The organism is Acinetobacter pengchengensis, from assembly GCF_982235305.1.
In genome coordinates this window covers 406,233-431,796 of sequence record NZ_CEVATJ010000001.1, presented here as the reverse complement: position 1 = coordinate 431,796, position 25,564 = coordinate 406,233, and the positions used below count along the sequence as shown (strand labels likewise).

Here is a 25,564-nt window from a genome sequence, read left to right as displayed (position 1 = left end):
ATAACAAATTGGGAATGGGCAAGATGAGTTCACGCAGATTCCCCTTGTTTTTGAAGATTTTTCGCAGATTCATAATTTTCAATGATGGGCTGATACAGTCGATGGCTATATTGCTGAAATGCCTCAATCAACAACGGTTCAGTTTCACTGTCTTGAAAAATAAATGACCAGTCTGGGTGATTTTTCTCACTTTCATCAATAAAGCTCCCCCAAGCACCGCCATGCCAATGTTTTACAAAACTTTCCATATTCAAAACCTGATCGGGCTGAGCTTCATCCCACTGAATTTCAAATTCTTTTTTATCTGTCATTTTTAAAACTAAAGCCGCAGGCAATAACACAGGATATTGCTGTGCATGTTTCCAGAACTCAAACCATTGGGCTAAATACTCGTGTGCTTGCTGTGCATGGATATTGGCAAAATGAATCACCGCATCTTTACAAACCACAATCCGTTCTAAATCTTGCTGTTCTGTGTTCTGATAGGCCACCCAGAACAAATATTCCAACCATACTTCGGCATATTTTTTTGGTCTGGCACTTGCTGCCACCACGCTACACCAAAGCTTTGTCGGCTGTTCAGGCACTTGAATGCGAATATGCAAATGCGGATTCATTTTCCAAAGCTGTTGCGTTGTTGTGGTTGCTTCGTCTGCAAACTGCTGGAGTGTGTCACGTAAATATTGCTGTTCTTGCAGTCCCGTTTTAAACGTGGCATTTAAGGTTTTGCCCACAGGCAAGGTATCTTGCAACAAGATTTCTGCATCTTGCTCACCGTGTTGCAGTAAAAAATCACGCACACTATATTTTTCCAAACCATTTAAAATCAACGGTTCGTGGTTCATTGCAGCAGTGTCGGACTGTAAGTTTTCGACTCCAATCGCTTTTAAATAGGCACGCGCAGGGAAACACACATCACGAATCCATTGCATGCTGTCTAACACCACCACGTCTTGCGGCAATAATGGATATTCACCAAACCATGCTTCACGTGGTGTGGTTTCTTGCTGCATTTGTTTGGCAACCCGATACCATTGATCTTTAAAGCGAACTTCACGGCTTTCGGCAAAACGCAGCTGATCGAAAGGTTGCAAACTATGTAAATAATATAGAGATTTCAATTGTGCAGGAATCTCAACACCATTCAAATTTAAGCGTGAATCGCTAGCGCCATCAGGATGTTTCACAATCAATGCCAAATGCTGCACAAATTCTTGCACCACCACGGATGGATCACGCACCTCACCATCGCTGACATCAAAACCGTTATAAAATAGCCAAACACTGTCTTGCGCCAACAATAAACTGTCTAAAAACGCCCCCTGATCATCCTCAATACGTGAACGATCTCCGAGTTGTGGTTTTAATAATTGCATCAAATCGAAAGCCAATTGCTGATCACGACTTGGGAACACGCCATTGTCCAAATTCAACATCACAATCAGCTTATATGGCAGTGGACGAATTGCACCAATTTGGCTAAAGGTAATGGCGCCCGATGGACTGGCTTGTTCGAGTTGGGTTTCGAGCTGGGCAGAGATTTCTTGCAGAATATAATCCAGCGGTAAGCTTAAATGGCGCAAATCTTGACCCGGTTGCGCATCAAAATAACTGGCTAAGGTCAACATACGGTCATGTTTTTGCACCAAACTAAACACGGATGCCAACACATCTACCCCTGCATCCTGAAACTCACTCAAGTCTTGCATCAGTTGCTTGAGCCAATATTCTACCGTTTTGGCTTGCCCCAATTCATGCTGAATCAGCCAATCACGGCGCTGTGCAAAATCCTGATAAATTTGAATCAGTTTAAAGATCAATTCAAAATCACTGCTTTGTACACCAGCATAACTTAAAGTGTGCTGAACCACGCAATGCTCTGGCACCGCAACACCCAAAGCCAAACGATCTAAAGCAAACTTTAAGCTAAACCGATAATCTTGATCATCTGCACTCAGGCTACGTTTTAAATGCTCGCCATCCAAACCACGTTTAAAACCTGCATTGGCTAACAACTCATTCATGCGCTCGATATTGTTTAAATTCAAGGCATAACGCTGTTGTGTCGCAGCCAAACTCAACCAGTCGCCAAATTCCTCAAAGCTAAAACGTCCTTGTACCAACGTGATACGCCCAACCACTGCACGCCATGCATTATGAATATCTAAAGAGCTGATGCCTGCAATTTGAATAGGCAAATACACACTGTCTTGAGTCAGTTGATGCCCTAAAGCGGCTTGATTCTGCTGTGCTTTGTGTTGTCCTTTCTGATAAAGATCACGCTCACTTGGCGGTGCAGCAAATACGCTGCGAATTAAAGACTCTTGTTCTTTGAGTTTCGGACTCAACACCAAAATATCACTGGCTTGGCGGCTGTCATCTTGCCCTAGCCATGCAATTAAACGATCTTTGAGTACCTCAAGCTGACGTAAACTTGAATGACACACATGAATCTGCAGTGACTCATCGGCAGGGTCTAAGTCGTACGCCTGCGCGGTTGGCTCAACCAAATTCAATACATCCGATTGAATTTTACCAAGTAAATGTTGCGGCTCTTCTTCTGGGAAAAGATCGTACCACTCACCTTCGTCACCACTCGATAACGCCGCCAACAATGAAAAGTGATCTCGCGCCTGTTTACCAAAACGCGTTAGCAAGGGATGATGTGACTCGCGAATATCAGCATTAAATTCACCATTATATTTTTTGATATATGCGGTAATATCATCATCACTTACCGTTTTATTTTGACTTTCCATCTCACGAATAAAACGACTTTTGATTCGCGCATCCATGTTTAATTTCCATTTAGGATCGACCATGTCTGCCCAATATTCTTGCGATGGGTTGTAATGCAGAATAAAAATATCCATATACTGCGCCAAACGGCGAATAAACAATAACTGGCTTGGCGGCAAGTCTAATAAGGTAAAAATCACCAACTGTTTGGGTAATTTGTTAATACATGCATTTGGATTTTCAGGATCGCCCAAGGCTTGCCAAAATTGCTGGTCAATCTCCTGCATTTTTTTGAAATCGGCATGGAAAATATGCGACCACAACCAACTTTGCCATTGCTCTAATTCTTCGGCTTGCGCTTGAGTGAATGCGTAAATTTCTAATGCTGCTTGTTTTTCTTCTTCACTCGCAAAGTTTTTAGGGGTATAAATTTGCTGCTTTAAATTCAGACGTTTCTGCTGCCCCCAAACCGCCAACCAATTGCTTTGGCACTGGCAAACACCCTCACAGCCTTGTTGACAAAAACCACGATAAACCATGTAGTTGCTAAATAAACGTGAAACTTTATCTGCCACCCAATACAGCATATTTTGTTTTTTAAGCTGCTTTTCTAAACCTTGTGGCAGTTGCTCTGCACTGTCATAAATCCGCTGGATCAAACCATGTAAATCATGTTCGGCAGGCAATGGGTTTTGTTCATGTTGAATCCACGGTTGCAAGTCATAAAACACACGCCATTGCATCACAATACGGGGAATATTTGCCTGACGAACCCGATCTTTATCATCTAAAACGGCCTGATAAGCCGCCCATTGAAAGGCACGAATACGATGATGAAATTCAGTATTTGCACTAATGCCTTTTTGTTCAGCAATTTTTTCCGTTAGCCATTTTTCTACAGCCAGCGAAGGTACAATAAAATGCTGGGTTTGTAGTACCTGAAGCGGATTCGATGTCGGTTGACGTATGGTTTTCAGCATTTCATTGACTAAAATTTCTATACGTTGGCTTTGTATGACATGAATCGCCATCAGCTGTCCTTTAATTTATTTTAAAGAAGAAAGTACGAGAAGGCGGTTGATCTATCACTCGCCCCAGGTACAACAAAAAATAAAGATTATTGGCTATACACTTACAATGGTATATGCCACTTTACAAGCATACTTTTATTGCCTACTTTTTTCAAAAAGTGCTTTGAATAAAGTGGTTTTATTTAGCAAACAGCATACAATGACTCGCCATTTTAAGGTTGTACCTATGATAAAAAGAGAGACAATTCCAGATAGCATTGATCCAAGCCTAGACTTGGAAATGATTCGCGCAGAATGCCTAGAACTGGTCAAAAAACGTGCCTATTTCTCTGCAGGTGCAGCCGTCATTCCTGTGCCGTTTTTGGACGTCGTGATTGATGTGGGCATCTTGTCGCAACTGGTTCCAGAAATTAATGCACGTTTTGGCTTATCTCCTGAGCAAGTCAGTGTGTACGATCCTGAAACCCGAAAAGTCCACTGGAGCGAATTGCGTAAACGCGGTGTGGAATTTTCAGGTTTAGTCGTAGCGCGCACTGCAGTAAAAAAATCCCTGAATAATGTCGCAGCCAAGTACATCGCCAAACAAGTCACCAAGTTTATTCCATTGGGTGGACAAATGGTGGCTGCAGGTTTAGGTTATTTTATTATGAAAAAAATTGCCGAAACGCATGTTGAAGAAAGCTATAAACTGGCAAAAAGCATTCAGCTCAAACAAGCCAAAGTTGTGAATGCTTAATTTTCAAATCAAACTGACTCAACACACAGACTTTGCATCCTCAAGGCAGATTATTCTGCCTTGAGTTGTTTTAAGATAGTTCTTAAAATTTCCAAACGTGCTGCTTTTTTGTCATTACTCGGAATGATGTGCCACGGTGCATATTCAGTACTGGTACGTTGCAGCATATCTGCCGCAGCCACCAAATAATCATCCCAACGGCTGCGGTTACTCCAATCTTCATCTGTAATTTTAAAACGCTTATGTGCAGTTTCCTGACGTGCTTTGAAACGCAGCTCTTGCTCATCTTTACTAATGGCTAACCAAAATTTGATCACGACAGTTTGATGGTCATTTAAGTCTTGTTCAAAGCGGTTGATTTCGTCATAGGCACGCTGCCATTCCAGTGGACTAATCAAACTTTCTACACGTTCCACCAATACCCGCCCATACCAAGAACGGTCAAAAATATTGATTTTTTCTTCAGGCAGAATTTTCGTCCAAAAACGCCACAAATAAGGACGGCTGATTTCAAAGGCTTCAGGGGCGCTAATGGTATAAATTTCGTATTCACGCGGATCCAGTTTTTTTACAATCCGTTTAATCGCGCCGCCTTTGCCTGCTGCGTCCATTCCTTCAAAAACAAGGCTGACATTACGGTTATCAAAACGCAGTGCATCTGCCACTTTTTTAGTGAGTTTCTTTAACTCTGCTTTATAGTCATCATCATTGACCGATTCAGATACAGGATTAAGCAAAACTTCAGGAATTTCTGCAGGCTGCCAAGTAATGCCAGAGCTGGTTGGATGCACAGGACAATGCTGTAATGCACGTAAAATATGCTGTGCAAATTGCTGATCACGGATGGTTTCATCTTCGCAATCAATCATAATCCAGTCATCGGTAAAGCGTTGGCGCAGCTTCTGTATGTTGTCATATTGTTTTTTATTGCGCCAATCCAAACCGTGCAATTTATGCCAATGCACTTCGCTCGGCTCCATATCATCCAGCCGTTTTTGTAGTGATTTCCACGACAAGTCGAACCAGATTTTAATGACATCCACATGGTTGTTTTTTAAGTCTTCTTCGTAAGCACGCATTTTTTCGACATAATTATCAAACATCGTGTCATCAATTTGTTTGGACACATGCATGGCTGTGCTTAATAAGTCACTATACCAATTGCCAAACATCAGCATTATTTGACCTTCGGCAGGAATAAAACGTGCATAAGGCTGCCAAAATACCTGTTTGGGATTAAACGGATGTGGCGCATCGGCTTTTACCCTTAAATAACGCGGATCGACCCATTCTCTTAATTGTTTAACCGCCTCACCTTTACCCGCCAATTCAATACCGCTCACTAAAATCAGTAAACTTTTGGCATTTTTTTCACCTTTGGTATTTTTTAAAGCATATTGGGCTTCAATGAGCTCGACTGAAAGTTGTTCTTCTTCCATGAGTTTAAATTCAGTATTTGCTTTTGACATCATCTGCTCTGTTCTTGTGTTATTGCATCAGTATACGAATATCGACCCTTTTTTTAACAACTTTTCGCATATTTTTGTAGATTAATCTCAGACACTGACCTTTGCCGTTTGGAATTCTCTGCAATTTGTCATAGCGACGAGATCAAACTCACATTAAGATTTGCCCATTCAACTCAATCATGAGACACCCTATGTCTAAACTTGCTGCATTAGATGAGCTATTAGAACTGTATTATCAATTTGAATATCATAAAAACCCTGTGCTTTTTCAACGCTTACAAGATGTGCAAGCATGGCAAAAGCAGCGTATGCAACGCACCCATGCCACACAGTTTACCGAAAAGCACAATGTCTTGATGGCTGAATATTTCTTAAACCGCTTATATGGCGGCCCAGATTTTGATGCTTTGGCGGGTCAAATTGCCCGCCTACTGAAATATGCACACAAAGCTGAAAAAATCATTCCTGAAAATGCAATCAAAACAGGGACATCTGGGGTGAGTCTGGCGATTTTAGCGGTGCAGTTAGATGAACAAGTCGCGATACAATTGCTGCAAGACTATCCTGAAAATATGCCTTTAAATGATGAGATGATGCGTCTGACTTATTTAAAGCTTGGTCAGGGCGAAGCGCGCTTAAAGCAATTAAATATGTTAGATGAACTGGGTAAAAACCTAGATAAATATATGCGCTCTTTTGTGGTCTATACCGCGTTTAAAATGTGTAAAGGCGCAGCGCAAAAATACAGTTTTCAAATTATGTATGAGTTTATGCAAGATGGCTTTTTAGCCATGAAACCATTAAAGTCTGCAGAGAAATTTGTGAAACAATTTACTGCCTCAGAGCGGGAAATTATTGCCAAAGTACATGCAGGTGACTTACACCCCTTTCAATAGTAGTCATGTTTACTCAGTTGATCTAAAAGCCATCTGTCAGCTCAAGCAGAAGAATTCCTCATTCTGTGAAATAGCCAACAATTCCATGCATGGCTAGCGCACTATTTGATTTTTTCTGTATATTATTCATAACAATTGCATGATGATTACTGTACAAGTGCTTAGAATCTGTCATCATGCATGCACTGCAGCCTTAAGTCTTTTATCCTGAGGAGTGACTCCAATGTCGAATGAAAATCAAACGCCTACCGCTACTCCCGAGTCGGCACAACCAACAGACAAAGTGAGTCCATTCTTAACCGAACCTCTACCGCAAGGCGCTCCACAAGGTCAGCAACAATCTTTAGAACAAAAGTTAACAGATACACCTGTCACAGGTTCAGTGCCAAAATATAATTTGCCACGCGGTGCCAATACAGGCAATGTCGGTGCGACCACACACTTCGGCTATCAAACTGTTAGCAGTGAAGATAAAGCCCAGAAAGTCGCTGAAGTCTTCCACTCGGTTGCGAATAAATATGACATTATGAATGACTTAATGTCATTTGGTATTCACCGCTTATGGAAACGTTTTGCGATAAATATGTCTGGTGTACGTCGTGGTCAGCGAGTACTCGATATTGCAGGCGGTACAGGTGACTTAGCCAAAGTCTTTAGCCGTGAAGTTGGCCCTACAGGTCATGTGGTACTGTCAGATATTAACGAATCTATGCTGAATGTTGGGCGTGACCGTCTAATTGATGCAGGCTGTACCAATGTCGATTTCGTGTTGGCGAATGCTGAAACTTTAGAACCATTTGAAGACAACAGCTTTGACTTGCTAACCATTTCATTTGGTTTACGTAACGTGACCGATAAAGATGCAGCTTTGGCAGCAATGTACCGTGTACTCAAACCAGGTGGTCGTTTATTGATTTTAGAATTTTCAAAACCAGTATTTGAACCGTTCTCTAAGCTTTACGACTTATATTCATTCACAGCATTGCCGCTAATGGGTAAAATTGTCGCAAACGACTCAGAAAGCTATAAATACTTGGCTGAATCTATTCGTATGCATCCAGATCAACGCACCTTAAAAGGCATGATGGAACACGCAGGCTTCCAAAACTGTGATTACCACAACTTGACAGCTGGTATTGTTGCCGTTCACCGTGGTTTTAAACTCTAAGGTGTACCGCAATGTGGTCAATTCTTGCCCTCGGTGCAGTTGAGAAACTAATTCATCATATTATTGATTTGGATGCGATTACACGCATTCAGCTCAACCAACTGCACGGCAAAATGTTACGTGTGGTGCTCGATTCACCACAGCTTTCGGTAGATGTGTTTTTTGATGACAAAAAAGTCCGTTTAGAACCAACCGCAACAGGTCACAGCGAGCAGCCTTCTATTTTTGAACAACGCCCGTTTGATCAAGCGCAAAATATCAGTCCTGCAACTGCCACCTTGCATGTGAAGAATTTGGTGCAATTGCTCAAACTGTTGCTGTCCGATGAAGTGGGCAATATTCCCCTGCAAGGTGACTATCATCTTTTGCAAGATATTCAGCGCATTATGCAACAGGCTGAACCAGACTTGGCCGCACATTTAAGCCCGTGGATTGGCCCTGCTTTGGCGCATGAAATTGGCAAAATTCAGCTTGCGCCGAAACATTTAAAACGCAGTCTGCACAGTCATTTATTCTTTGCTGAAGATGCCCTAAAAGAAGACAGTGGTCTATTTGCCCCACGTTGGCAAATGGATGACTTACAACAAGACACGCGCATTTTTCAACAAAATTTAGACCGTGCCGAAGCCAAAATTCGACAGTTACAAGCGCAGCTTGATGCACAGCGAGATACCGCTGCTGACACCTTAAACTCCACCCAACCCTAGGGAATAAGTCTTTATGATTCCGCATGTTTCACGTTTACTCGAACTTTGGCGCATTGCCGCGCACTATAGACTCGACACGTTGTTTCCTGCGGAAGAACTACCAGAAAAGGCACGCCATGCACTCAGTTTTATTCGCATGCATCCTGCCGCTTGGTCAAGTAAAGAACGTAAAAACCCGCTGAAGCTCAAAGAGGCTTTAGAGGAAATGGGACCACTGGCTATTAAACTTGGTCAGTTGTTGTCTACACGTCGCGACCTGATCCCACCTGAAGTTTTACAGCAATTGGTGTTGCTACAAGACCGTGTCAAACCATTTGGGTCTGACGTGGCACAAATGCGAATTCAACAATCCCTCAAGGCAGATATCAACACCCTGTTTGCCCGTTTTGATGAACAGCCTTTAGCAGCAGCCTCTATTGCGCAAGTCCATACCGCTGCCTTGCATGATGGTCGTGAAGTCGTAGTTAAAGTCACCCGACCCGATATTCGCCAACAAATTCTGCAAGATTTTGAAATTTTGGAATGGCTCGGCGCAGCACTGGAAAAACGTCTAGAAGCAGCACGCGCTCTACATTTATCTGAAATTATTCAGGACTATCGTCAAATTATTCTCAACGAACTGGATTTGACCTTAGAAGCCGACAACACGCGCCGCATGCGTCACTACTTTACAGGCTCAAGCATGATGTACGTGCCTGAAGTCTATATGGACAGTAAAGATGTGATGGTGGCAGAGCGCATTACAGGTGTGCCGATTTCCGACACAGCAACCTTTGATCGTTTGGGTATGGATCGCGCCGATTTGGCAGAAAAAGGCCTCACGATTTTCTTTACCCAAGTGTTTCGTGACAACTTTTTCCATGCCGATATGCACCCTGGCAACGTCTTTGTGGAAACCATCAATCCGAACAATCCGCGCTTTATTGCGCTAGATTGTGCGATTATGGGCGAGCTGTCCAAGCATGACCAAATGACCGTAGCACGTATGTTGCTGGCGGTAATGAATAGCAACTTTATGCAGCTGATTCAAGTGGTGCATCAAGCAGGTTGGATTCCACCGGGCACAGATCAAGATGCCCTCGCCCGCGAAATGCGTCGCACTGTCGGGCCAATGGTGTCTAAACCGATGCATGAATTGGACTTTGCAGGCATCCTGATTCAAGTCATGGATATTGCACGTCGCTTCCATTTGGAAATTCCACCGCAACTAATGCTACTACTAAAAACCTTGGTGCATGTTGAGGGCTTGGGTACAGACTTATACCCTGAACTGGACATCTGGAAACTGGCTAAACCAATTTTAACGGATTGGATTAAAGCCAACATGAATCCAGTCAAAAATGTCAAAGAAATTGGGCAGCAGATTCCCGACCTGTTGTTGGGTGCGCAAGACTTACCAAGTTTAATGATTGACAGTTTAAATGGTTTAAAAAACCAATCGGCTTGGCATTCCAAACAATTGCATGAATTACAAAGCATGCGTCTGCAAATGGAACATCAGCAAAAACGCAGCTGGATTTTTGGCAGCATTATGGCAATTTTCCTCTCCATAGCGATTATTGCACCGTGGTATGTCTCTATTGTTTTAATCGCGTTGGCAAGTTTCTTGGCGATTTGGCGTATGGTAAAATAAAGCTACATTGCTTGATAACAAACTGATTAAACGATAAAAAAATTAGAAAGCCTGTTTTAAAACAGGCTTTTTTTCGTGCTGATTCGCCCTGACTCAGCCTAAAAACCACAGCATGACTCACCAGTCATTAAGTGACACCTCTCGCCATTGTTGTAAAAATCACCACGCCTACAATTAATGCACATTTGTAGCGTTATAGATCAAGCATGACTCAGATTTTGCATAAACGTGCCCCTGCACTCAGTATTCGCGCAGGACATCTGGCACGCCAACTGATTGAACAAGAAGGCTTACACGCCCAACACGTCGATATTATTCCTGGCGCAGCAGGTGGTCCCAAAGGCATTGGCATTCAAGGGTTAGATCAAGCAATTTTTGGTGAGTTTTTTGCCCAAGCCCCTAAACGCCGCACTGTGGTCGGTTCCTCCATTGGCAGTTGGCGCTTTGCCAGTATTTTAGCTTGGGGTGCAAAACAAGGTACCGAACGCCTGTCCGATTTATACACCAACTTGTATTTTCATAAAAAAATGTCGCGTCAAGAAGTCGCCGAGATTTGTCAAAACATGCTGTTTGAACTGATTCAGGGACAGCAACAACAACTGATTCAACACCCTGACTATCACCTTACGGTCATTTCAGTCAAAGCTCAGCATATTTTCCAAAGTGACCAAGCCTTGCCTTTGCTTGCGTCTGTGGCAGGAATTATTGGCAGCAATGCCATTGCGCGTAAACATAACCGCTTATTTATGCAACGTGTCATCAGCCAACCTGCACAAGGTCAGCAGTTTATGGTAAAAGATGATTTTGTCACCCATTACCAAGCCCTAAATGAAAAAAATGTCACACCGTGGTTGCTCGCCTCAGCGTCTATTCCTGGGGTAATGTCTGCAATTCGTGACATTCCTGATGCGCCCGTAGGCAGTTATCGGGATGGTGGATTAATTGATTACCATCTAGATTTGCCTTATCAAAGTCAGGGTATCGTGCTGTATCCACACTTTACCGACAGCATTACCCCAGGCTGGTTCGATAAAATGTTGAAGCATCGTAAAGCCAATCCTGAAAATCAGGCCCGTACACTCTTGCTGTCACCTTCGGCAGAATATTTAAGTAGCTTGCCTTTAGGCCGTTTGCCAGATCGAAAAGACTTCACTTTAAAAGGTTTAGATCAAGCACAGCGCGTTCGCTTATGGAAACAATCGGTGGCAGAAAGTCAGCGTTTGGGCGATGAATTTCTGGAAATGGTGGAAAAACAAAACTTCCCTCAATTTATGCAAACGCTTTCATAGTACAAATCCGGCAAGATAATTTAGGTAAATTGTCCTGAATCACGTACACTATAGGGACGATGTAAAATTGTGCGCTCAGAAAATAGCGTCCATACAATTTCAATTAATTTTGGTGAACAACTCATGAATAACTTGCAGTGGCTCGATGAAGTAAAATTTAACGAACAAGGATTAGTGCCTGCCATTGCACAGCATCATCAAACAGGACGTGTATTGATGGTGGCGTGGATGAACCGTGAAGCCTTGGCACGAACTGCCGAAAAAAATCAGGCGGTGTATTTTTCACGTTCGCGCAATAAATTGTGGCACAAAGGTGAAGAATCAGGACACTTCCAAACCGTACATGAAATTCGTCTGGACTGCGATGCTGATGTAATTATCCTACAAATTGAACAACATGGTGGAATTGCTTGCCACACAGGGCGTGAATCTTGTTTTTATCGTAAACTCACCGCGAATGGTTGGGAAATTGTAGATGCGCAGCTGAAAGACCCAAATCAAATTTATGGTGAACAAGCCGCCAATGCCCACACTTTAGCCATGAGCCAATCAAAAGCACAAGCTGAACAGGTCGAAGTTTTGGCTTATTTAGGGCAAATGATGAGCGAGCGTAAAACCGCCAACCCTGACTCATCTTATGTAGCCAAGCTGTACCATACAGGTTTGAATAAAATTTTGGAAAAAGTCGGTGAAGAAAGCGTGGAAGCGATTATTGCAGCCAAAGATTTCAACACCGAAGCCAATGCCAACAACAAAAATGACCTGATTTATGAAGTGGCCGATTTATGGTTCCACAGCATTGTCATGTTGGGTTATTTCGATATTGAACCGCAAGTGGTATTGAATGAATTGGCTCGTCGTCAAGGTTTATCAGGCTTGGTTGAAAAAGCCAACCGTAGCCACTGACATTAAAAGCCAACCCTAATCTGTGTCTGTGATCACCAAGCCTCGCCCGACCTATGAGCAAGCTACTGCTATAGATAATGCTCGTCTGGGCAAATCTTTTAAAGTGATTGCCTATGCAGGCACAGGTAAAACAACCACCTTACAAATGATCAGCGATGCTATGCCTGAACGGCGTGGCATGTACTTGGCATTTAACAAAGCCATTGCCGCAGAAGCACAAAGTAAATTTCATCGTCAGGTCGATTGTCGTACTTTTCACTCGCTTGCTTATCGTAGCGTTCCACGTGGAGTCACCGACAAATTACGCCTGCCACGTTTAAGTCCAAGTTTTATTGCCAAAGAATATCGTTTAGAACCGATTACCCTTAGACGCATGATGGGCGGACGCTATGAAAAATATGTGTTGATGCCAAGTCGTTTAGCCAGCTTGGTGGCCAATGCCGTGAGTCATTTCTGCTCGACAAGTTCGCAATACCCTGCCCCAAGACATTTACAAACACCTAGTTGGTTGCATCCAGATGACATCGACACCTTACAAAAGCATCTTTATCCTGCTGTAGAGCGACGCTGGCTGGAGTCGATTGATCCGAATCATCAGGCAGGCATTGGACACGATATTTATCTGAAACTTTGGGCCTTGTCTGAACCCAACATTCCTGCCGATTATGTGCTGTTTGACGAAGCTCAAGATGCCGACCCGCTCATGCTGGGCATTTTACTCAAGCAACGTAATACTCAAGTGATTTATGTGGGCGATGCGCATCAGCAAATCTATGCTTGGCGTGGTGCAATCAATGCCATGCAGCAATTACCTTTGCCTGAATCACGGCTAACCACATCGTTCCGTTTTGGTGAAGAAATTGCGCTGACTGCCAATGCCATTTTGGGTGGCCTAAACGAAACCCTGCCACTCTTAGGCAATCCAGAATTACATTCCAAAGTGGTTAACAAACCGCATACCAAAATGCGCGATGCCATTTTATGCCGCACCAACGCCCGTGCCATGGAACTACTACTAGCAGGTTTGGTGCATGGCGATAAAGTTAGTCTGCAAGCCGACCATGTGCGTTTAAACCGCTTTGTGGATGCTGCCGCGATGCTAAAACAAGGCAAACGTGTGACCGATGTTCCTGAACTGGCATGGTTTAACTCCTGGCATGATGTACATGAATATTGTGAAACCAACGATGGCAGCGACATTAAGCCTTTAGTCAAACTGGTCGATGATCACGGCACTAATCCGCTCAAACAGGCGCTGGCTAAAATCAGCCCGATTGACCAAGCCGACTATATTATTTCGACAGCGCATAAAGCCAAAGGTTTAGAATGGAATCGGGTACAGATTGAAGACGATTACCAATTTAAACTGAACGACAAAGAACATAAAATTAGTGATGAAGAATTAAGATTGCTGTACGTGGCATGCACACGTGCTAAAGTCAGTTTAAACATTCATCATATTTACGATTTGGTACAACAACTGAAAATAAAAATGCCGACATCGTTACGCAAAGCGGTGGGGTAATTGCAGAAGGTGCGCTATGAAAATTACATCGGTTCATTTCAGACACATCACCCATTTTGCAGACCTAAAACTCGAACTCAATTATCACGACTTGCCCATCACGCTTATTTTGGCCGATCAAAGCGCAGGAAAAACCTCGCTGTTAAGGTTTAGTTATCAAGCACTGACTTGGTTTGCCGCTCGCTATAAAGACTTACGCACTGCGGGCTTGGTGATGCAAGATCAAGATATTTTGTTCAATCGCCTTCAAGCTAAAATTGATATTTGTGTGGAAATTCCAGCAGAAATAGGCAGTTTGGCTGAATCAAGTAACATGCAACTTGAAAGTACCCACCATTGTGACTGGCAATTATATAAAACCCTAAATAGTAGTGGCGTGGGAGTCAGCAAAGCAGAAACCGCCAAGCTTGAAAAAATGGTGCAGCTCTATCAACACGCCATTAAACATGACCCGATGCAAGGTCTACCGCTGATTGCCTACTACCCTGCAGAACGCTTCGTGAATGAAGTTAATTTACTCAATAAAAATAATCCGCTGATTTTACAACCTGGACATGCCTACGAAATTGCCGCGATTCCATTCACGACTTTTACACGTTTTTTTGAATGGCTGCGGGAAATTTCTGATATTGAAAATGCCAAAAGTGCACAATTGCTACACAAGCTGTATCAGCAACAGCAAAGTGAGTTGCCACAGGCACTAAATCAGTCGCTGTTACATGCTTACTCACAAATGCATGCACCAAGTTTGCAAGCACTCAAAGATGCCTTACAAATTGTACTGCCTGAAATTGAAGATATTTATCTGCAATATTTACCAAAGCTACAACTCATGGTGCGTTGTCAGGGTAAACAGTTATTGTATCAACAACTATCGAACAGTCAGCGCAACTGGATTGCTCTGGTAGGCGATATTGTACGTCGCCTCTGTTTGCTAAACCCAAACAGTTTGTATCCGTGTCGCGAGGGAGATGGTATTTTGTTGATTGACCAGATTGATCATCAGCTCGATCAACAACAGGCCGCACAAATACTGACCCGTTTACATCAAGCTTTTCCGCGCTTACAAATTATTGCCACAGGCAACCGCAGCGAACTCTTGGAACAAGCGGAACGCTTTCAATGTTTAAAACTGGAACATCAACAGCTGCATCCCATCGCATGGCAAAGTTTACAACCGCAGTTTGCAGAAATTTATGCTGATGTGCTAGAAACCACTCACACGACAGAAGACGTCAGCCTACAAGAACAAAACCCAACACAATTAGGCACGGCTGAAATTTTGCAGCAGATTCAAAACCATTTAACTGCCGAACAAAAACAGGAATTGCTGCAACGCTTACAGCAATTGGATAGTGAGCCAACACCTGATCAATTGCCTGAATCTTAATTGCCGAAGTCTTTCAACGCATACTTGGGCAAAAAGCAAGGAAATACTTTATCCCACCTATAACAGACGGTATATAATGACTTTGCTGTATGCAAAAAAAATTGATGTTGTTTTATTCATGTAATAAAATCAGATTAATTTTGAACTTTTATAGTAAAATCCGATTTTGCTGTAGTTTTTAAAGTTGCGCAATACAACTTATTTATACCTTGAATAGTGTCTATTGACCTTTCAAACACGGTGAGTGCTGTAAACAAAAATGCAGCAGATGCAGATCAACTTCATCCATAGTTCAACTAGGTTGTAGATTGACGTATCTAAATATTTTTAACACAGCTTTAACCAAACCAGCACAACCTTATTCGCTGAATCTTCAGCGAAAGATCAGCATATTTTTGCTGCTTGAGCCGCCTAGCCATGTAAAATTATTTTTGCATGATCTTGTTTTGAGTTTAAGTTGCGACAATACGCTCATCAAAACTATAGACCACGTGTTTACTGACACAACTGATTGACTTTCAAGATTGAATCTTTTGGATGGTGTGTTGCTGTCCTGTAATCCTTGGAAGATAAGATTCACCCTTTAGGTTTTCAACCTATTCACGACAATGGATATGAGTGTGCTACCGATTATTATATTGTTACCGTTAGTACTAGGCACAACCCTTGTCTCGTGGCTGAAACAATTTTCACGCGGGGTAACGGCTTTAGGGGCGATTGGCGTCAGTCTGAGTAGTCTTATTCTACTCCTGACCCAAGCAAAAGCAGTCTTTAATGGCGAAACGATCATTCAAACATGGTCTTGGCTGCCACAATTGGGGATTGATTTAAGCTTTCGTCTGGATGCGCTTGGTTTATTATTCTCCTTGCTGATCACAGGGATCGGCACACTCATCTTTATTTATGCCTATTATTATTTAAGTCCGCAAAACTCGCTCAGTAAACTCTATGTTCTCCTCATGCTGTTTATGGCTGCCATGTTGGGAATTTCGCTATCCAATAACCTGATTTTGTTGCTGACGTTTTGGGAACTGACCAGTATTTCCTCTTTCTTATTGGTGGGTTATTGGAGCAATTACGAAGCGGCACAACGCGGCTCACGTATGGCACTGACCATTACAGGCATGGGTGGACTCGCCATGCTCGGTGGTTTTGTGTTATTGGCGCAAATCACAGGCACCTATCAAATTGACCAAATTTTGATGATGACTGAACAAATTCAAAGTCATGATTTATTTGTGCCAACCTTATTGCTGATTTTACTGGGTGCATTTACCAAAAGTGCGCAATTTCCGTTTCACTTCTGGCTACCGAATGCCATGGCTGCACCCACGCCTGTTTCTGCCTATCTGCATTCGGCAACCATGGTCAAAGCAGGGATTTTCTTGCTGGCGCGCTTATTGCCAATTTTTGCAGGCGCAGCGTTATATCACAACCTAGTCACCTTTATTGGTCTATTTACGCTCTGTATGGCAGCATTCTTTGCCATTTTCAAAGAAGATTTAAAAGGCTTATTGGCATATTCCACCATCAGTCATTTAGGTCTGATCATGTGTTTACTCGGCATTGGTTCACCGTTGGCAGTGGCTGCAGCCATTTTCCATATCATCAACCACGCCACCTTTAAAGCGGCGCTGTTTATGATTGCGGGAATTATCGACCACGAATCAGGCACACGTGATTTACGTAAACTTAGTGGCTTATGGCAACTGCTACCCTTTACCGCTACCCTCACCATGATTACCGCGGCTTCTATGGCAGGCGTACCGTTGACCAACGGCTTTTTGTCCAAAGAAATGTTCTTTACCGAACTAGTAGCAAACTTATCTGGCCCTGTACTGTTGGTTTCTGCAATTGTTGCCACACTGGCTGGTATTTTTGCAGTGGCCTATTCAATACGTTTGGTACACGGCGTTTTCTTTGACGGTCCGATTGGTAAAGATGTCCCAAACAAAGAAGCTCACGAACCTCCGTTTGGCATGCGTGCACCCGCAACTTTATTGGCTGTTTTATGTATTTTAGTCGGCTTGATGCCTGCCTTATTGGTCGAGCATATTGTCAATAGCACAACTCGTGCCAGTACCCAACTGTTACAGTTTGAAGGCACACATTTGGCAATTTGGCATGGCTTTAACCTTCCCTTGCTAATGAGTGCAATTGCTTTGCTTGGCGGGATCATCTTTTATTTCTCGCTTGCCAAAGGTGGAAAAATTCGTGAAATTGACCTCGATCCACATTTAGGTCAATTCCAAGGCAAACTGCTTTTTGAATTATTCTTAAAACATTTGCTACAAGCTTCACGCAAAATCAAACGTAAAACTGAAAATGGTTCACTGCAAAGCTATTTAGTGTGGATCATTGTCTTTACAGTATTCATAGTCGCACTACCATTATTCAATCAGGGCTTAACAACTGGCACACGCGAACTCACACATGCACCTATAATTGCCATTGTTTTATGGTTATTGCTGTTCTCTGCCTGTTGGATGATGCTGTGGTACCACCATGAGCGCATCAAAGCTGTCTTAATCAGCGGTGCAGTAGGCTTGGTTGTCACCATGATATTTGTCGGACTGTCTGCACCTGACTTGGCACAAACCCAAATCACGGTTGATGTCGTCACCACTGTTTTATTGCTGATGAGTCTCTCCCTGCTCCCACAATTAACCCCTTATGAATCAAGCCGCTCACGTCGCTGGCGAGATGCCTTGATTGCGATTGGTGGCGGCATTGGTATCGGCTGGATTGCATGGTTGGTGATGACCCGCGACCATAATTCAATTTCATGGTTCTTTAATCAGCAATCCATTCCTCTCGGTGGCGGAACCAACGTGGTCAACGTCATTTTGGTAGACTTCCGTGGTTTAGATACCTTTGGTGAAATAACCGTCTTGGGCATTGCCGCGATTGGTACGCTGTGTTTAATGGATGGTATGCGTGCACACGGCACTATCATGACGCAAGGTTTAACCTACCGCTTTAATCCTTCACCGTTGATGCTGCGTATTACCGCCTCATGGATTTTACCTATCGCCCTTGTGGTCAGTCTGTATATTTTCTTGCGCGGTCATAACTTACCGGGTGGAGGCTTTATTGCTGGTTTAATTACCGCAATGGCACTAATCATCCAATACATTGCGCTTGGTCAAGACCAAACCGAACAAATGCTCAAAGCCAAATCTGGACGTTTATACGAAATTTGGATTGGTGTGGGTTTAAGCATTGCAGGTCTGACAGGGCTTGCCGCATGGTTCTGGGGACGTCCTTTCCTCACTAGCGCACATATTTATGTCAATCCTCCAATCATTGGTGAAATGCACCTCGCTTCAGCCGTCTTATTTGATGTGGGCGTGTATGTCACAGTGGTTGGCGCGGTTATGTTGATGATTTCGGTCTTGGGCGATTCACGTCACTCAGGCATGTCTGGCCCACTTCCAAAGGAATAATGCAATGATTAGTATCGAGTTTTTAATTGCGTCTGCCATTGGGATGTTAGTCGCGACAGGGATTTATTTAATTTTACGTGCCCGTACCTTTCCTGTTGTTTTGGGTTTAGCGATGATTGGTTATGCAGTCAATATTTTCTTATTTAGTATGGGGCGTATTCAGACCAATGCGCCTGCAATTTTGACTGAAGCCGCGAAAGTCTCTGACCCATTACCGCAAGCCTTGGTGTTAACTGCAATTGTGATTGGCTTTGCCACCACTGCATTTATTGTGCAATTGGCGTTGCGTAGCCGTTATGAAACAGGGACAGACCACGTTGATGCCAAAGAAGAATATCCACTGCTTGACCCACGTGAGGATGAGCCATAATGACTGATTTCCTCCAATTTTGGCTACAGCATTCACCTATCTTTAGCATCTTAATTCCAACCTTTACCGCATTTATTTTGGTGCTATTAGGTAATCCAGGCTTTGGTTCACTCTCACGTGACTGGCGTCAGCCATGGCGTCGTGGCATTAGTCAAATCTCTGCCACGCTCGGTTTAATCACTGCGATCAGCTATTTAATCCAAGTCAGCAGCGGACAAATTATTATTTATAATTTGAGCGAATGGGCCGCACCATTTGGCATTGTTTTGGTGCTAGATCAATTGTCTGCCCTCATGTTGGTATTGACTTATTCACTTGCCTTGCCATTGCTCTGGTTTTCCAGCAAAAAATGGGATGAGCGTGGTCGCTATTTTCACACCATGGTGCATTTCTTGCTCATGGGACTTTGCGGTGCATTCCTCACAGGTGACTTATTTAACCTGTTCGTATTCTTTGAGGTATTACTGCTAGCTTCGTATGTGCTGTTATTGCACGGTCAAGGCAAAGCGCGTTTTCAACTCGGGATTCATTACGTCACCATTAACCTCTTAGCCTCTGCCCTCTTCCTGATTGGCTTGGGGATGATTTACGGCAGTGTCGGCAGTTTAAACATGACCGATGTGGCTCACCTGATTCCCCTACTCGATGCTGATGCACATAAAATTGCGGTGGCAGGTGGCTTACTGTTATTTGTGGTGTTTGGTATTAAAGCTGCCATGCTTCCTGTCGGTTTTTGGCTACCTAAAACCTATGCTGTGGCAACAACTCCTGTGGCAGCCTTATTCACCATCATGACCAAAGTCGGTGTGTATGCGATTTTACGGGTCAATGGAACCGTATTTGATGATGAACTGAGCCATAAAATCCTACAAGACTGGTTATTGCCGATTGGTCTGATTACCTCACTGTATGGGGTCATTGGCGCGATTGGTGCAGAGCGCTTACGTCGCTTTGTCGGTTTTATGATGCTGTCTTCAATTGGTACCATCCTGATTGCTATTTCAATGCTGAACACACAGGCATGGTCAGCTGCACTGTATTACTTGGTACACAGTACCTTAATTGCAGCGGCTTTCTATTTGCTGTGCGGTTGGATTACCTCTCAACGTGGCGCATTTAAAGATCACTTCAACATTGCCCCGCAAATGAAGCAACATAAAGTACTGGCTATCACGTACTTCATGATTGCCTTAATGATGGCGGGCTTACCACCGTTTAGTGGCTTTTTGGGCAAGGTCTTTATTTTACAAGCTACTGCCAATATGGCACATCAAGGCTGGATTATTGGCATCATTCTCTTGGTCAGCTTGCTCAGTATTATTGCGTTCACCCGTGTCGGCTTTATTTTATTTTGGCGCGCGACCAAACCTGAAGATGATATACAAACTAAAGCCTATGATGAATATCAGACATTGCCTGCAATTGCTCCGCCCCGCAATGACCGTGTCATTTATTTGCTCCTGACGGGTTTAGTGTTGTACGTGGTATTTGCCAATCCAATTCAGCAATATATGCTGAATACTGCACAGCAAATTCAACATAATGCGGCCTATGAAGCATTGATTCTGAAAAAAGACCGTACTGGAAATGTGATTAGCGTACAACCTTATGATCCATTGTACTTACCTGAAACCAAGTACGGTGGCGAAGCAATCGATGCCAATGCACATTTAATTCCATACGTGATTCATCCAAATACCTTGGAAGGTGAACATATTTCTGACTATAAACAACGTCAAATTCAACAGCAAAACCGTGAGGAAGCGCAGCAACCTAGCGATACTCAACTCAAACCTGCGGAGCCCTAAACATGCAAAAAACGACATCGAAAACTTCGTTTTGGGACAACCTGCTGCCCCACCCATTTGTATCTGTATTGGTGGCACTGAGTTGGCTGATGTTGGCGCATAGTGTTTCTGCAGGGAATCTATTGATGGCACTAGTCCTAGCACTACTAATTCCTAAATTGATCCAGCCCTTTATCACGCGTACACCAGACATCAATTGGACTGCAGCCAGTCGCCTATTCTTTGTGGTGGTCTGGGATATTATGATTTCTAATATTCGTGTGGCTAAACTGGTACTTGGCCCGACAGATCGCATGCAGCCAAAATGGTTCCGTGTCCCTCTCGAAACACAACACGAACAGGTCAACAGTATTTTGGCGATGATCATTACCACCACACCGGGCACGGTCACTGCCGGTATCGACCAAGATCGTGGCGATATTTTGGTACATGCCTTAAAAACTGAAGATGAAAGTGTAGATATTCAAGACATCAAAAATCGTTATGAAAAACCACTGATTGAAATTTTTGGTGCACAGTCAGGAGATAAGCAATGATGATTCTGCCTTATGCACTTGGAATCTGCATGGTTGCGATCACGCTTTCCATGTTTATGTGCCTATACCGTCTGATTATTGGCCCTTCAATTGTGGACCGTCTGCTGGCCTTGGATACCTTATTTTTAAATGCAACCTGCTTGGTGGTAGTTCTGGGTATCTATTGGAGCACCACCTCCTTATTTGAAGGTGCATTATTGGTGGCGATGCTAGGCTTTGTGTCTACTGCAGCACTGGCGCGTTATTTCACCAGTGGTCATGTGATTGATTAAGGAGAATGAACATGCAATTACTCATGGAAATTTTAGTGTCATTCTTTTTAATCATTGGCGCATTTTTCATGTTAGTGGGCGGCATCGGCATGGTTCGCCTGCCCGATTTATTTATGCGACTGCATGCCCCTACAAAATCCAGCACTTTAGGACTGGGAAGTTTCTTAATTGCAGCCATTATTTATGCGGCATTTGAAGGACGATTTGGCTTTGCAGAAGTATTAATCACCCTATTTGCATTTATTACCGCGCCTGTTTCTGCCAATTTAATGGCACAGGCAGCACTGCATTTACGTTTACGTTCGATGAGTGGCAATGTGCCTGAAACCTTAGACCGTCCATTACCGTGGCAACGCCAACGTCGTAATTTACGTCGTTATGAAAAAAAGTCCCATGATGATTTGGTCTAGAATATTAGTCAGGCATTAAAGAAAAGCATCGTATCGGATATAACCTTGCTTACATTGCAAAAGCTCAAACATGATAGACAAAAAAATGCCACCCGAAGGTGGCATTTTTTATCATCACTGATTTATTCTTCATCTTGCTTAGGTGCTGCAGGAGGTAAATCTTTTACCGCTTCTGCAATCAAACCAAACATATAGTTACCATAGGCATTGGTTTTATCGTAGTGAAAACGCAAACGTGGGGTAATACGTGTCTTAATACGACGGCTGAGTTCATGACGCAAGAAACCAGATGCTTTGTTCAGCACATCTAACGTTTCTTTATTTGCCGCTTCGCTTTGCTCATCGCCTAATTCACGGCCCATCACAGTCACGTATACTTCAGCATAACCTAAGTCTGGACTAACCTTCACCGCAGAGATGGTCACGAGACCACCTAAGCGCGGATCTTTCAGCTCTTGGCGAATCAGTTCTGACAACTCACGTTGTACTGTATCCGCCATGCGCTTAAGACGTTGACTACCCGCCATTAAAGACTCCGTTTGATCAATTGAACATCATAGACTTCGATCTTGTCTTTTTCTTTGATGTCTTTATAACCTTTCACCGCAAGACCACATTCCATACCTGCGCGAACTTCTTCCACCACGTCTTTATAGCGACGAAGTGACTCAAGCTCACCTTGGAATACCACTACGTCATCACGAAGGACACGAATTGGTTTATTACGGTGTAATACACCTTCAAGTACCATACAGCCTGCTGCTGCACCAAACTTACTTGAGTGGAATACTTCACGTACTTCAGCCACACCTAAAATAGTTTCACGGTGTTCAGGCGCAAGCTTACCACTCATCGCTGCTTTCACATCATCAATCAATTGATAGATGATTGAGTAGTAACGAATGTCGATGCCATCAGCATCCGCTTTTTGACGCGCTGCGTTATCAGCACGTACGTTAAAGCCAAGAAGTACCGCTTCAGAAGATTCAGCCAGTGTCACGTCAGATTCAGTGATCGCACCAACACCTGAGCCAATAACACGAACTTTAACTTCGTCTGTTGCAAGGTCAGCAAGAGCAACGTGTAATGCTTCCAATGTGCCACGTACATCAGTTTTCAATACCACATTGACGATAGGCACATCTTTCTTGCCCATAGACGCCATGATATTTTCAAGACGCATTGCGCTTTGACGCTCAAGACGTTTTTGACGTTCACGATCCATACGCGCATCGGAAACTTCACGTGCTTTCTTCTCGTCATTCACAACCAGAACTTCATCACCTGCCATTGGCGCTTCAGGTAGACCTAAAATTTCAACTGGAATTGAAGGACCTGCTGATTGAATACGTTTACCGTTTTCATCTGTCATCGCACGTACGCGACCATAAGATGCACCCGCAAGAACAAGGTCACCTACTTTCAATGTCCCGTTTTGAACAAGGATAGACGTTACCGCACCACGGCTGTTGTCTACACGCGCTTCAATCACCACACCCTGAGCAGCACCTTCTTCAGATGCTTTCAACTCAAGTAATTCAGCTTGGATTGAAATAATATCTAGAAGCTCATCAATACCTTGACCTGTATGTGCTGAAACCATTGCAACAGGAACGTCACCGCCCCATTGTTCAGGCACGATTTCTTTCACAGTCAATTCATTCAATACGCGATCTGGATCAGCCGACTCTTTGTCCATTTTGTTAATGGCAACAATAATTGGGGTACCTGCAGCACGTGCGTGATCAATCGCTTCAGCTGTTTGTGGCATTACACCATCATCCGCTGCAACAACCAATACCACGATGTCTGTTGCTTTCGCACCACGTGAACGCATTGCAGTAAATGCTGCGTGTCCCGGAGTATCTAGGAAAGTAATGATACCCTTGTCCGTTGTAACGTGGTAAGCACCGATATGCTGTGTAATACCACCCGCTTCGCCTGCAGCCACTTTGGCACGACGAATACGGTCAAGTAACGATGTCTTACCATGGTCAACGTGGCCCATGATGGTCACAACAGGAGGACGAGTCGTTTGAACGCCACGTGCTTCTTCTGCTGCTTCAAGTAAGTTATCTTCAGCTTGCGTATCAGATACTAAAACTGGGTTGTGGCCCATTTCTTCAACCACAAGTGCAGCAACTTCTTGCTCAATCGCTTGGTTTTGCGTAACTAACTCACCCATTTTCATAAGTGATTTAATAACTTCGCGTACTTTAACTGCCATTTTTGCAGCCAAGTCTGCAACCACAATCGTTGCACCAATTTCAACATCATAAACTTGTTTTTTAACTGGTTTTTCAAAGCCGTGCTTGTTGGCTTGGCTCGTTTTCAAACCACGTTTATGTGGGTTCTGGCTGAAAGATTGCTCCTCCTGACCACGACGACCACCTTTTTTCGGTGAACGTGTATTGGTGCTACTGGTACCACGCTTAATTTCGCGGTCTTCTTTGGCAAATGAATCTTCATATGCTTGACCAACCAGACCCGCTGCAAGTGGAGAATCATCCACTACACGAATGGTCGCAGTTGCATCTTCATTTGAATACTTAGATGCCATTTGACGCATTTGTTCAAGTGTACGTTGCTGCGCTTCTTCAGCTGCCTTACGACGTACTGCTTCTTCGGTCGCTTTTAATTGAGCGGCTTGAGCTTCACGTGCTTTTTTCTGTTCAGGTGTTTCAACAACTTTAACTTGTGCTTTAACCACAGGCTTATTGTTTGATTTACGCTTCACAACTACCGCAGCTTTTGATACTTCTTGCTTCGTCGTTTCTTGCTTTGCAGCAGCACGCATTGCTTCAAAGTTTGCAGCCGCTTTATTTACTACTGGAGTTTCAGCTTTAGGTTCCACCATAGCTTGAACGTTCGCACGAGCTTGTTGCTCAGCTTGCGCTTTTGCCAAAGCTTCCGCTTTAATTTGTTCTGGATCTGGCTTGGTAAATGTATGTTTCTTGCGAACTTCTACATTAATCGTTTTCGCTTTGCCCGAAGTACTTGCCACTTTGGCGGTACTGGTGGTTTTACGTTTCAACGTGATTTGTCCTGCATTACCCTCTTGACCGTGAACCTTTTTTAAATGGTTCACTAGGGTACTTTGTTGTTCAGTGGAAATAATATCGTCCGCCTTACGCTGTGGTAAACCTGCGTCACGAACCTGTTCCAGGAGTTTCTCAACTGGACGACCTACACTGAGCGCTAACTCTTTAATCGACTTGTCCGTCATATATTAT

At 43.5% G+C, this 25,564-nt stretch carries 19 protein-coding genes; 15 read left to right on the top strand and 4 right to left on the bottom strand.

The genetic code is table 11. From position 1 onward, the window contains the following. Positions 1-29 precede the first annotated feature (29 nt). On the bottom strand, positions 30-3,770 hold the full coding sequence (locus AC0T5Z_RS02070; protein ID WP_435336711.1) for an exodeoxyribonuclease V subunit gamma: 3,741 nt from the start codon (positions 3,768-3,770) through the stop codon (positions 30-32). Between the two features lie 226 nt (positions 3,771-3,996). Between AC0T5Z_RS02070 and AC0T5Z_RS02065 the strand changes: the two genes are divergently transcribed. After that, a complete protein-coding gene (locus AC0T5Z_RS02065; RefSeq protein WP_414630581.1) occupies positions 3,997-4,506 on the top strand; it encodes a hypothetical protein in 510 nt (169 codons plus the stop codon). 50 nt (positions 4,507-4,556) lie between these two features. On the opposite strand, the gene pap is transcribed toward AC0T5Z_RS02065, so the two are convergent. Beyond that, positions 4,557-5,975 (bottom strand): polyphosphate:AMP phosphotransferase, encoded by a 1,419-nt coding sequence (gene pap / locus AC0T5Z_RS02060; protein ID WP_435336744.1) that lies wholly within the window; start codon positions 5,973-5,975, stop codon positions 4,557-4,559. A 191-nt stretch (positions 5,976-6,166) separates the two neighbouring features. Here pap and AC0T5Z_RS02055 point away from each other — a divergent pair, with 191 nt between their 5' ends. The 14 genes from AC0T5Z_RS02055 to AC0T5Z_RS01990 all read left to right on the top strand — a co-directional run bounded on the left by AC0T5Z_RS02055 (position 6,167) and on the right by AC0T5Z_RS01990 (position 22,331). Then, the gene (locus AC0T5Z_RS02055; protein ID WP_435336712.1) at positions 6,167-6,871 is read left to right on the top strand and encodes a DUF8198 family protein; all 705 of its coding nucleotides are present in this window, start codon (positions 6,167-6,169) and stop codon (positions 6,869-6,871) included. Between the two features lie 223 nt (positions 6,872-7,094). Continuing rightward, a complete protein-coding gene (ubiE, locus tag AC0T5Z_RS02050; protein ID WP_291335136.1) occupies positions 7,095-8,039 on the top strand; it encodes a bifunctional demethylmenaquinone methyltransferase/2-methoxy-6-polyprenyl-1,4-benzoquinol methylase UbiE in 945 nt (314 codons plus the stop codon). An 11-nt stretch (positions 8,040-8,050) separates the two neighbouring features. Next, positions 8,051-8,746 (top strand): ubiquinone biosynthesis accessory factor UbiJ, encoded by a 696-nt coding sequence (locus AC0T5Z_RS02045; RefSeq protein ID WP_435336713.1) that lies wholly within the window; start codon positions 8,051-8,053, stop codon positions 8,744-8,746. A 13-nt stretch (positions 8,747-8,759) separates the two neighbouring features. Continuing rightward, positions 8,760-10,379, top strand: a complete 1,620-nt coding sequence (locus tag AC0T5Z_RS02040) for an ABC1 kinase family protein (protein WP_435336714.1) — start codon at positions 8,760-8,762, stop codon at positions 10,377-10,379. Between the two features lie 206 nt (positions 10,380-10,585). Further along, on the top strand, positions 10,586-11,668 hold the full coding sequence (locus AC0T5Z_RS02035; protein WP_435336715.1) for a patatin-like phospholipase domain-containing protein: 1,083 nt from the start codon (positions 10,586-10,588) through the stop codon (positions 11,666-11,668). A 123-nt stretch (positions 11,669-11,791) separates the two neighbouring features. Continuing rightward, positions 11,792-12,574, top strand: coding sequence for a bifunctional phosphoribosyl-AMP cyclohydrolase/phosphoribosyl-ATP diphosphatase HisIE (gene hisIE / locus AC0T5Z_RS02030; protein WP_435336716.1), 783 nt, complete (start codon positions 11,792-11,794; stop codon positions 12,572-12,574). A gap of 22 nt (positions 12,575-12,596) precedes the next feature. Continuing rightward, entirely contained in the window at positions 12,597-14,099 is a 1,503-nt protein-coding gene (locus AC0T5Z_RS02025; protein ID WP_435336717.1) for a UvrD-helicase domain-containing protein, read from the top strand. Between the two features lie 16 nt (positions 14,100-14,115). Then, positions 14,116-15,489 carry an AAA family ATPase gene (locus AC0T5Z_RS02020; protein WP_291335149.1) on the top strand — a complete coding sequence of 458 codons (1,374 nt, stop codon included), beginning with the start codon at positions 14,116-14,118 and terminating at the stop codon, positions 15,487-15,489. A gap of 608 nt (positions 15,490-16,097) precedes the next feature. Continuing rightward, positions 16,098-18,935: a monovalent cation/H+ antiporter subunit A gene (locus AC0T5Z_RS02015; protein ID WP_435336718.1), complete on the top strand. Its 2,838-nt coding sequence runs from the start codon at positions 16,098-16,100 to the stop codon at positions 18,933-18,935. A 4-nt stretch (positions 18,936-18,939) separates the two neighbouring features. After that, positions 18,940-19,305, top strand: coding sequence for a Na+/H+ antiporter subunit C (locus AC0T5Z_RS02010; RefSeq protein WP_019836072.1), 366 nt, complete (start codon positions 18,940-18,942; stop codon positions 19,303-19,305). Further along, a complete protein-coding gene (locus AC0T5Z_RS02005; RefSeq protein ID WP_435336719.1) occupies positions 19,305-21,113 on the top strand; it encodes a monovalent cation/H+ antiporter subunit D in 1,809 nt (602 codons plus the stop codon). Before AC0T5Z_RS02010 ends, AC0T5Z_RS02005 begins: the two co-directional genes overlap by 1 nt. A gap of 2 nt (positions 21,114-21,115) precedes the next feature. Continuing rightward, a complete protein-coding gene (locus AC0T5Z_RS02000; RefSeq protein ID WP_291335156.1) occupies positions 21,116-21,649 on the top strand; it encodes a Na+/H+ antiporter subunit E in 534 nt (177 codons plus the stop codon). Then, a complete protein-coding gene (locus AC0T5Z_RS01995; RefSeq protein ID WP_111810627.1) occupies positions 21,646-21,921 on the top strand; it encodes a monovalent cation/H+ antiporter subunit F in 276 nt (91 codons plus the stop codon). The genes AC0T5Z_RS02000 and AC0T5Z_RS01995 overlap by 4 nt, the downstream gene beginning before the upstream one ends. Positions 21,922-21,932: 11 nt before the next feature. Next, positions 21,933-22,331, top strand: a complete 399-nt coding sequence (locus AC0T5Z_RS01990) for a Na+/H+ antiporter subunit G (RefSeq protein WP_004975877.1) — start codon at positions 21,933-21,935, stop codon at positions 22,329-22,331. Positions 22,332-22,453: 122 nt separating this feature from the next. Here AC0T5Z_RS01990 and AC0T5Z_RS01985 read toward each other — a convergent pair whose 3' ends face one another. Next, complete coding sequence (locus AC0T5Z_RS01985; protein ID WP_019836077.1) at positions 22,454-22,858, bottom strand: ribosome-binding factor A; 405 nt, start codon at positions 22,856-22,858, stop codon at positions 22,454-22,456. Beyond that, positions 22,858-25,557 carry a translation initiation factor IF-2 gene (gene infB, locus AC0T5Z_RS01980; protein WP_435336720.1) on the bottom strand — a complete coding sequence of 900 codons (2,700 nt, stop codon included), beginning with the start codon at positions 25,555-25,557 and terminating at the stop codon, positions 22,858-22,860. Before infB ends, AC0T5Z_RS01985 begins: the two co-directional genes overlap by 1 nt. Positions 25,558-25,564: the final 7 nt, after the last annotated feature.

Coding starts and splice junctions, on each gene's coding strand:
- AC0T5Z_RS02070 (WP_435336711.1), bottom strand. CDS start 3,770: ATGGCGATTCATGTCATACAAAGCCAACGTATAGAAATTTTAGTCAAT.
- AC0T5Z_RS02065 (WP_414630581.1), top strand. CDS start 3,997: ATGATAAAAAGAGAGACAATTCCAGATAGCATTGATCCAAGCCTAGAC.
- pap (WP_435336744.1), bottom strand. CDS start 5,975: ATGTCAAAAGCAAATACTGAATTTAAACTCATGGAAGAAGAACAACTT.
- AC0T5Z_RS02055 (WP_435336712.1), top strand. CDS start 6,167: ATGTCTAAACTTGCTGCATTAGATGAGCTATTAGAACTGTATTATCAA.
- ubiE (WP_291335136.1), top strand. CDS start 7,095: ATGTCGAATGAAAATCAAACGCCTACCGCTACTCCCGAGTCGGCACAA.
- AC0T5Z_RS02045 (WP_435336713.1), top strand. CDS start 8,051: ATGTGGTCAATTCTTGCCCTCGGTGCAGTTGAGAAACTAATTCATCAT.
- AC0T5Z_RS02040 (WP_435336714.1), top strand. CDS start 8,760: ATGATTCCGCATGTTTCACGTTTACTCGAACTTTGGCGCATTGCCGCG.
- AC0T5Z_RS02035 (WP_435336715.1), top strand. CDS start 10,586: ATGACTCAGATTTTGCATAAACGTGCCCCTGCACTCAGTATTCGCGCA.
- hisIE (WP_435336716.1), top strand. CDS start 11,792: ATGAATAACTTGCAGTGGCTCGATGAAGTAAAATTTAACGAACAAGGA.
- AC0T5Z_RS02020 (WP_291335149.1), top strand. CDS start 14,116: ATGAAAATTACATCGGTTCATTTCAGACACATCACCCATTTTGCAGAC.
- AC0T5Z_RS02015 (WP_435336718.1), top strand. CDS start 16,098: ATGGATATGAGTGTGCTACCGATTATTATATTGTTACCGTTAGTACTA.
- AC0T5Z_RS02010 (WP_019836072.1), top strand. CDS start 18,940: ATGATTAGTATCGAGTTTTTAATTGCGTCTGCCATTGGGATGTTAGTC.
- AC0T5Z_RS02005 (WP_435336719.1), top strand. CDS start 19,305: ATGACTGATTTCCTCCAATTTTGGCTACAGCATTCACCTATCTTTAGC.
- AC0T5Z_RS02000 (WP_291335156.1), top strand. CDS start 21,116: ATGCAAAAAACGACATCGAAAACTTCGTTTTGGGACAACCTGCTGCCC.
- AC0T5Z_RS01995 (WP_111810627.1), top strand. CDS start 21,646: ATGATGATTCTGCCTTATGCACTTGGAATCTGCATGGTTGCGATCACG.
- AC0T5Z_RS01990 (WP_004975877.1), top strand. CDS start 21,933: ATGCAATTACTCATGGAAATTTTAGTGTCATTCTTTTTAATCATTGGC.
- AC0T5Z_RS01985 (WP_019836077.1), bottom strand. CDS start 22,858: ATGGCGGGTAGTCAACGTCTTAAGCGCATGGCGGATACAGTACAACGT.
- infB (WP_435336720.1), bottom strand. CDS start 25,557: ATGACGGACAAGTCGATTAAAGAGTTAGCGCTCAGTGTAGGTCGTCCA.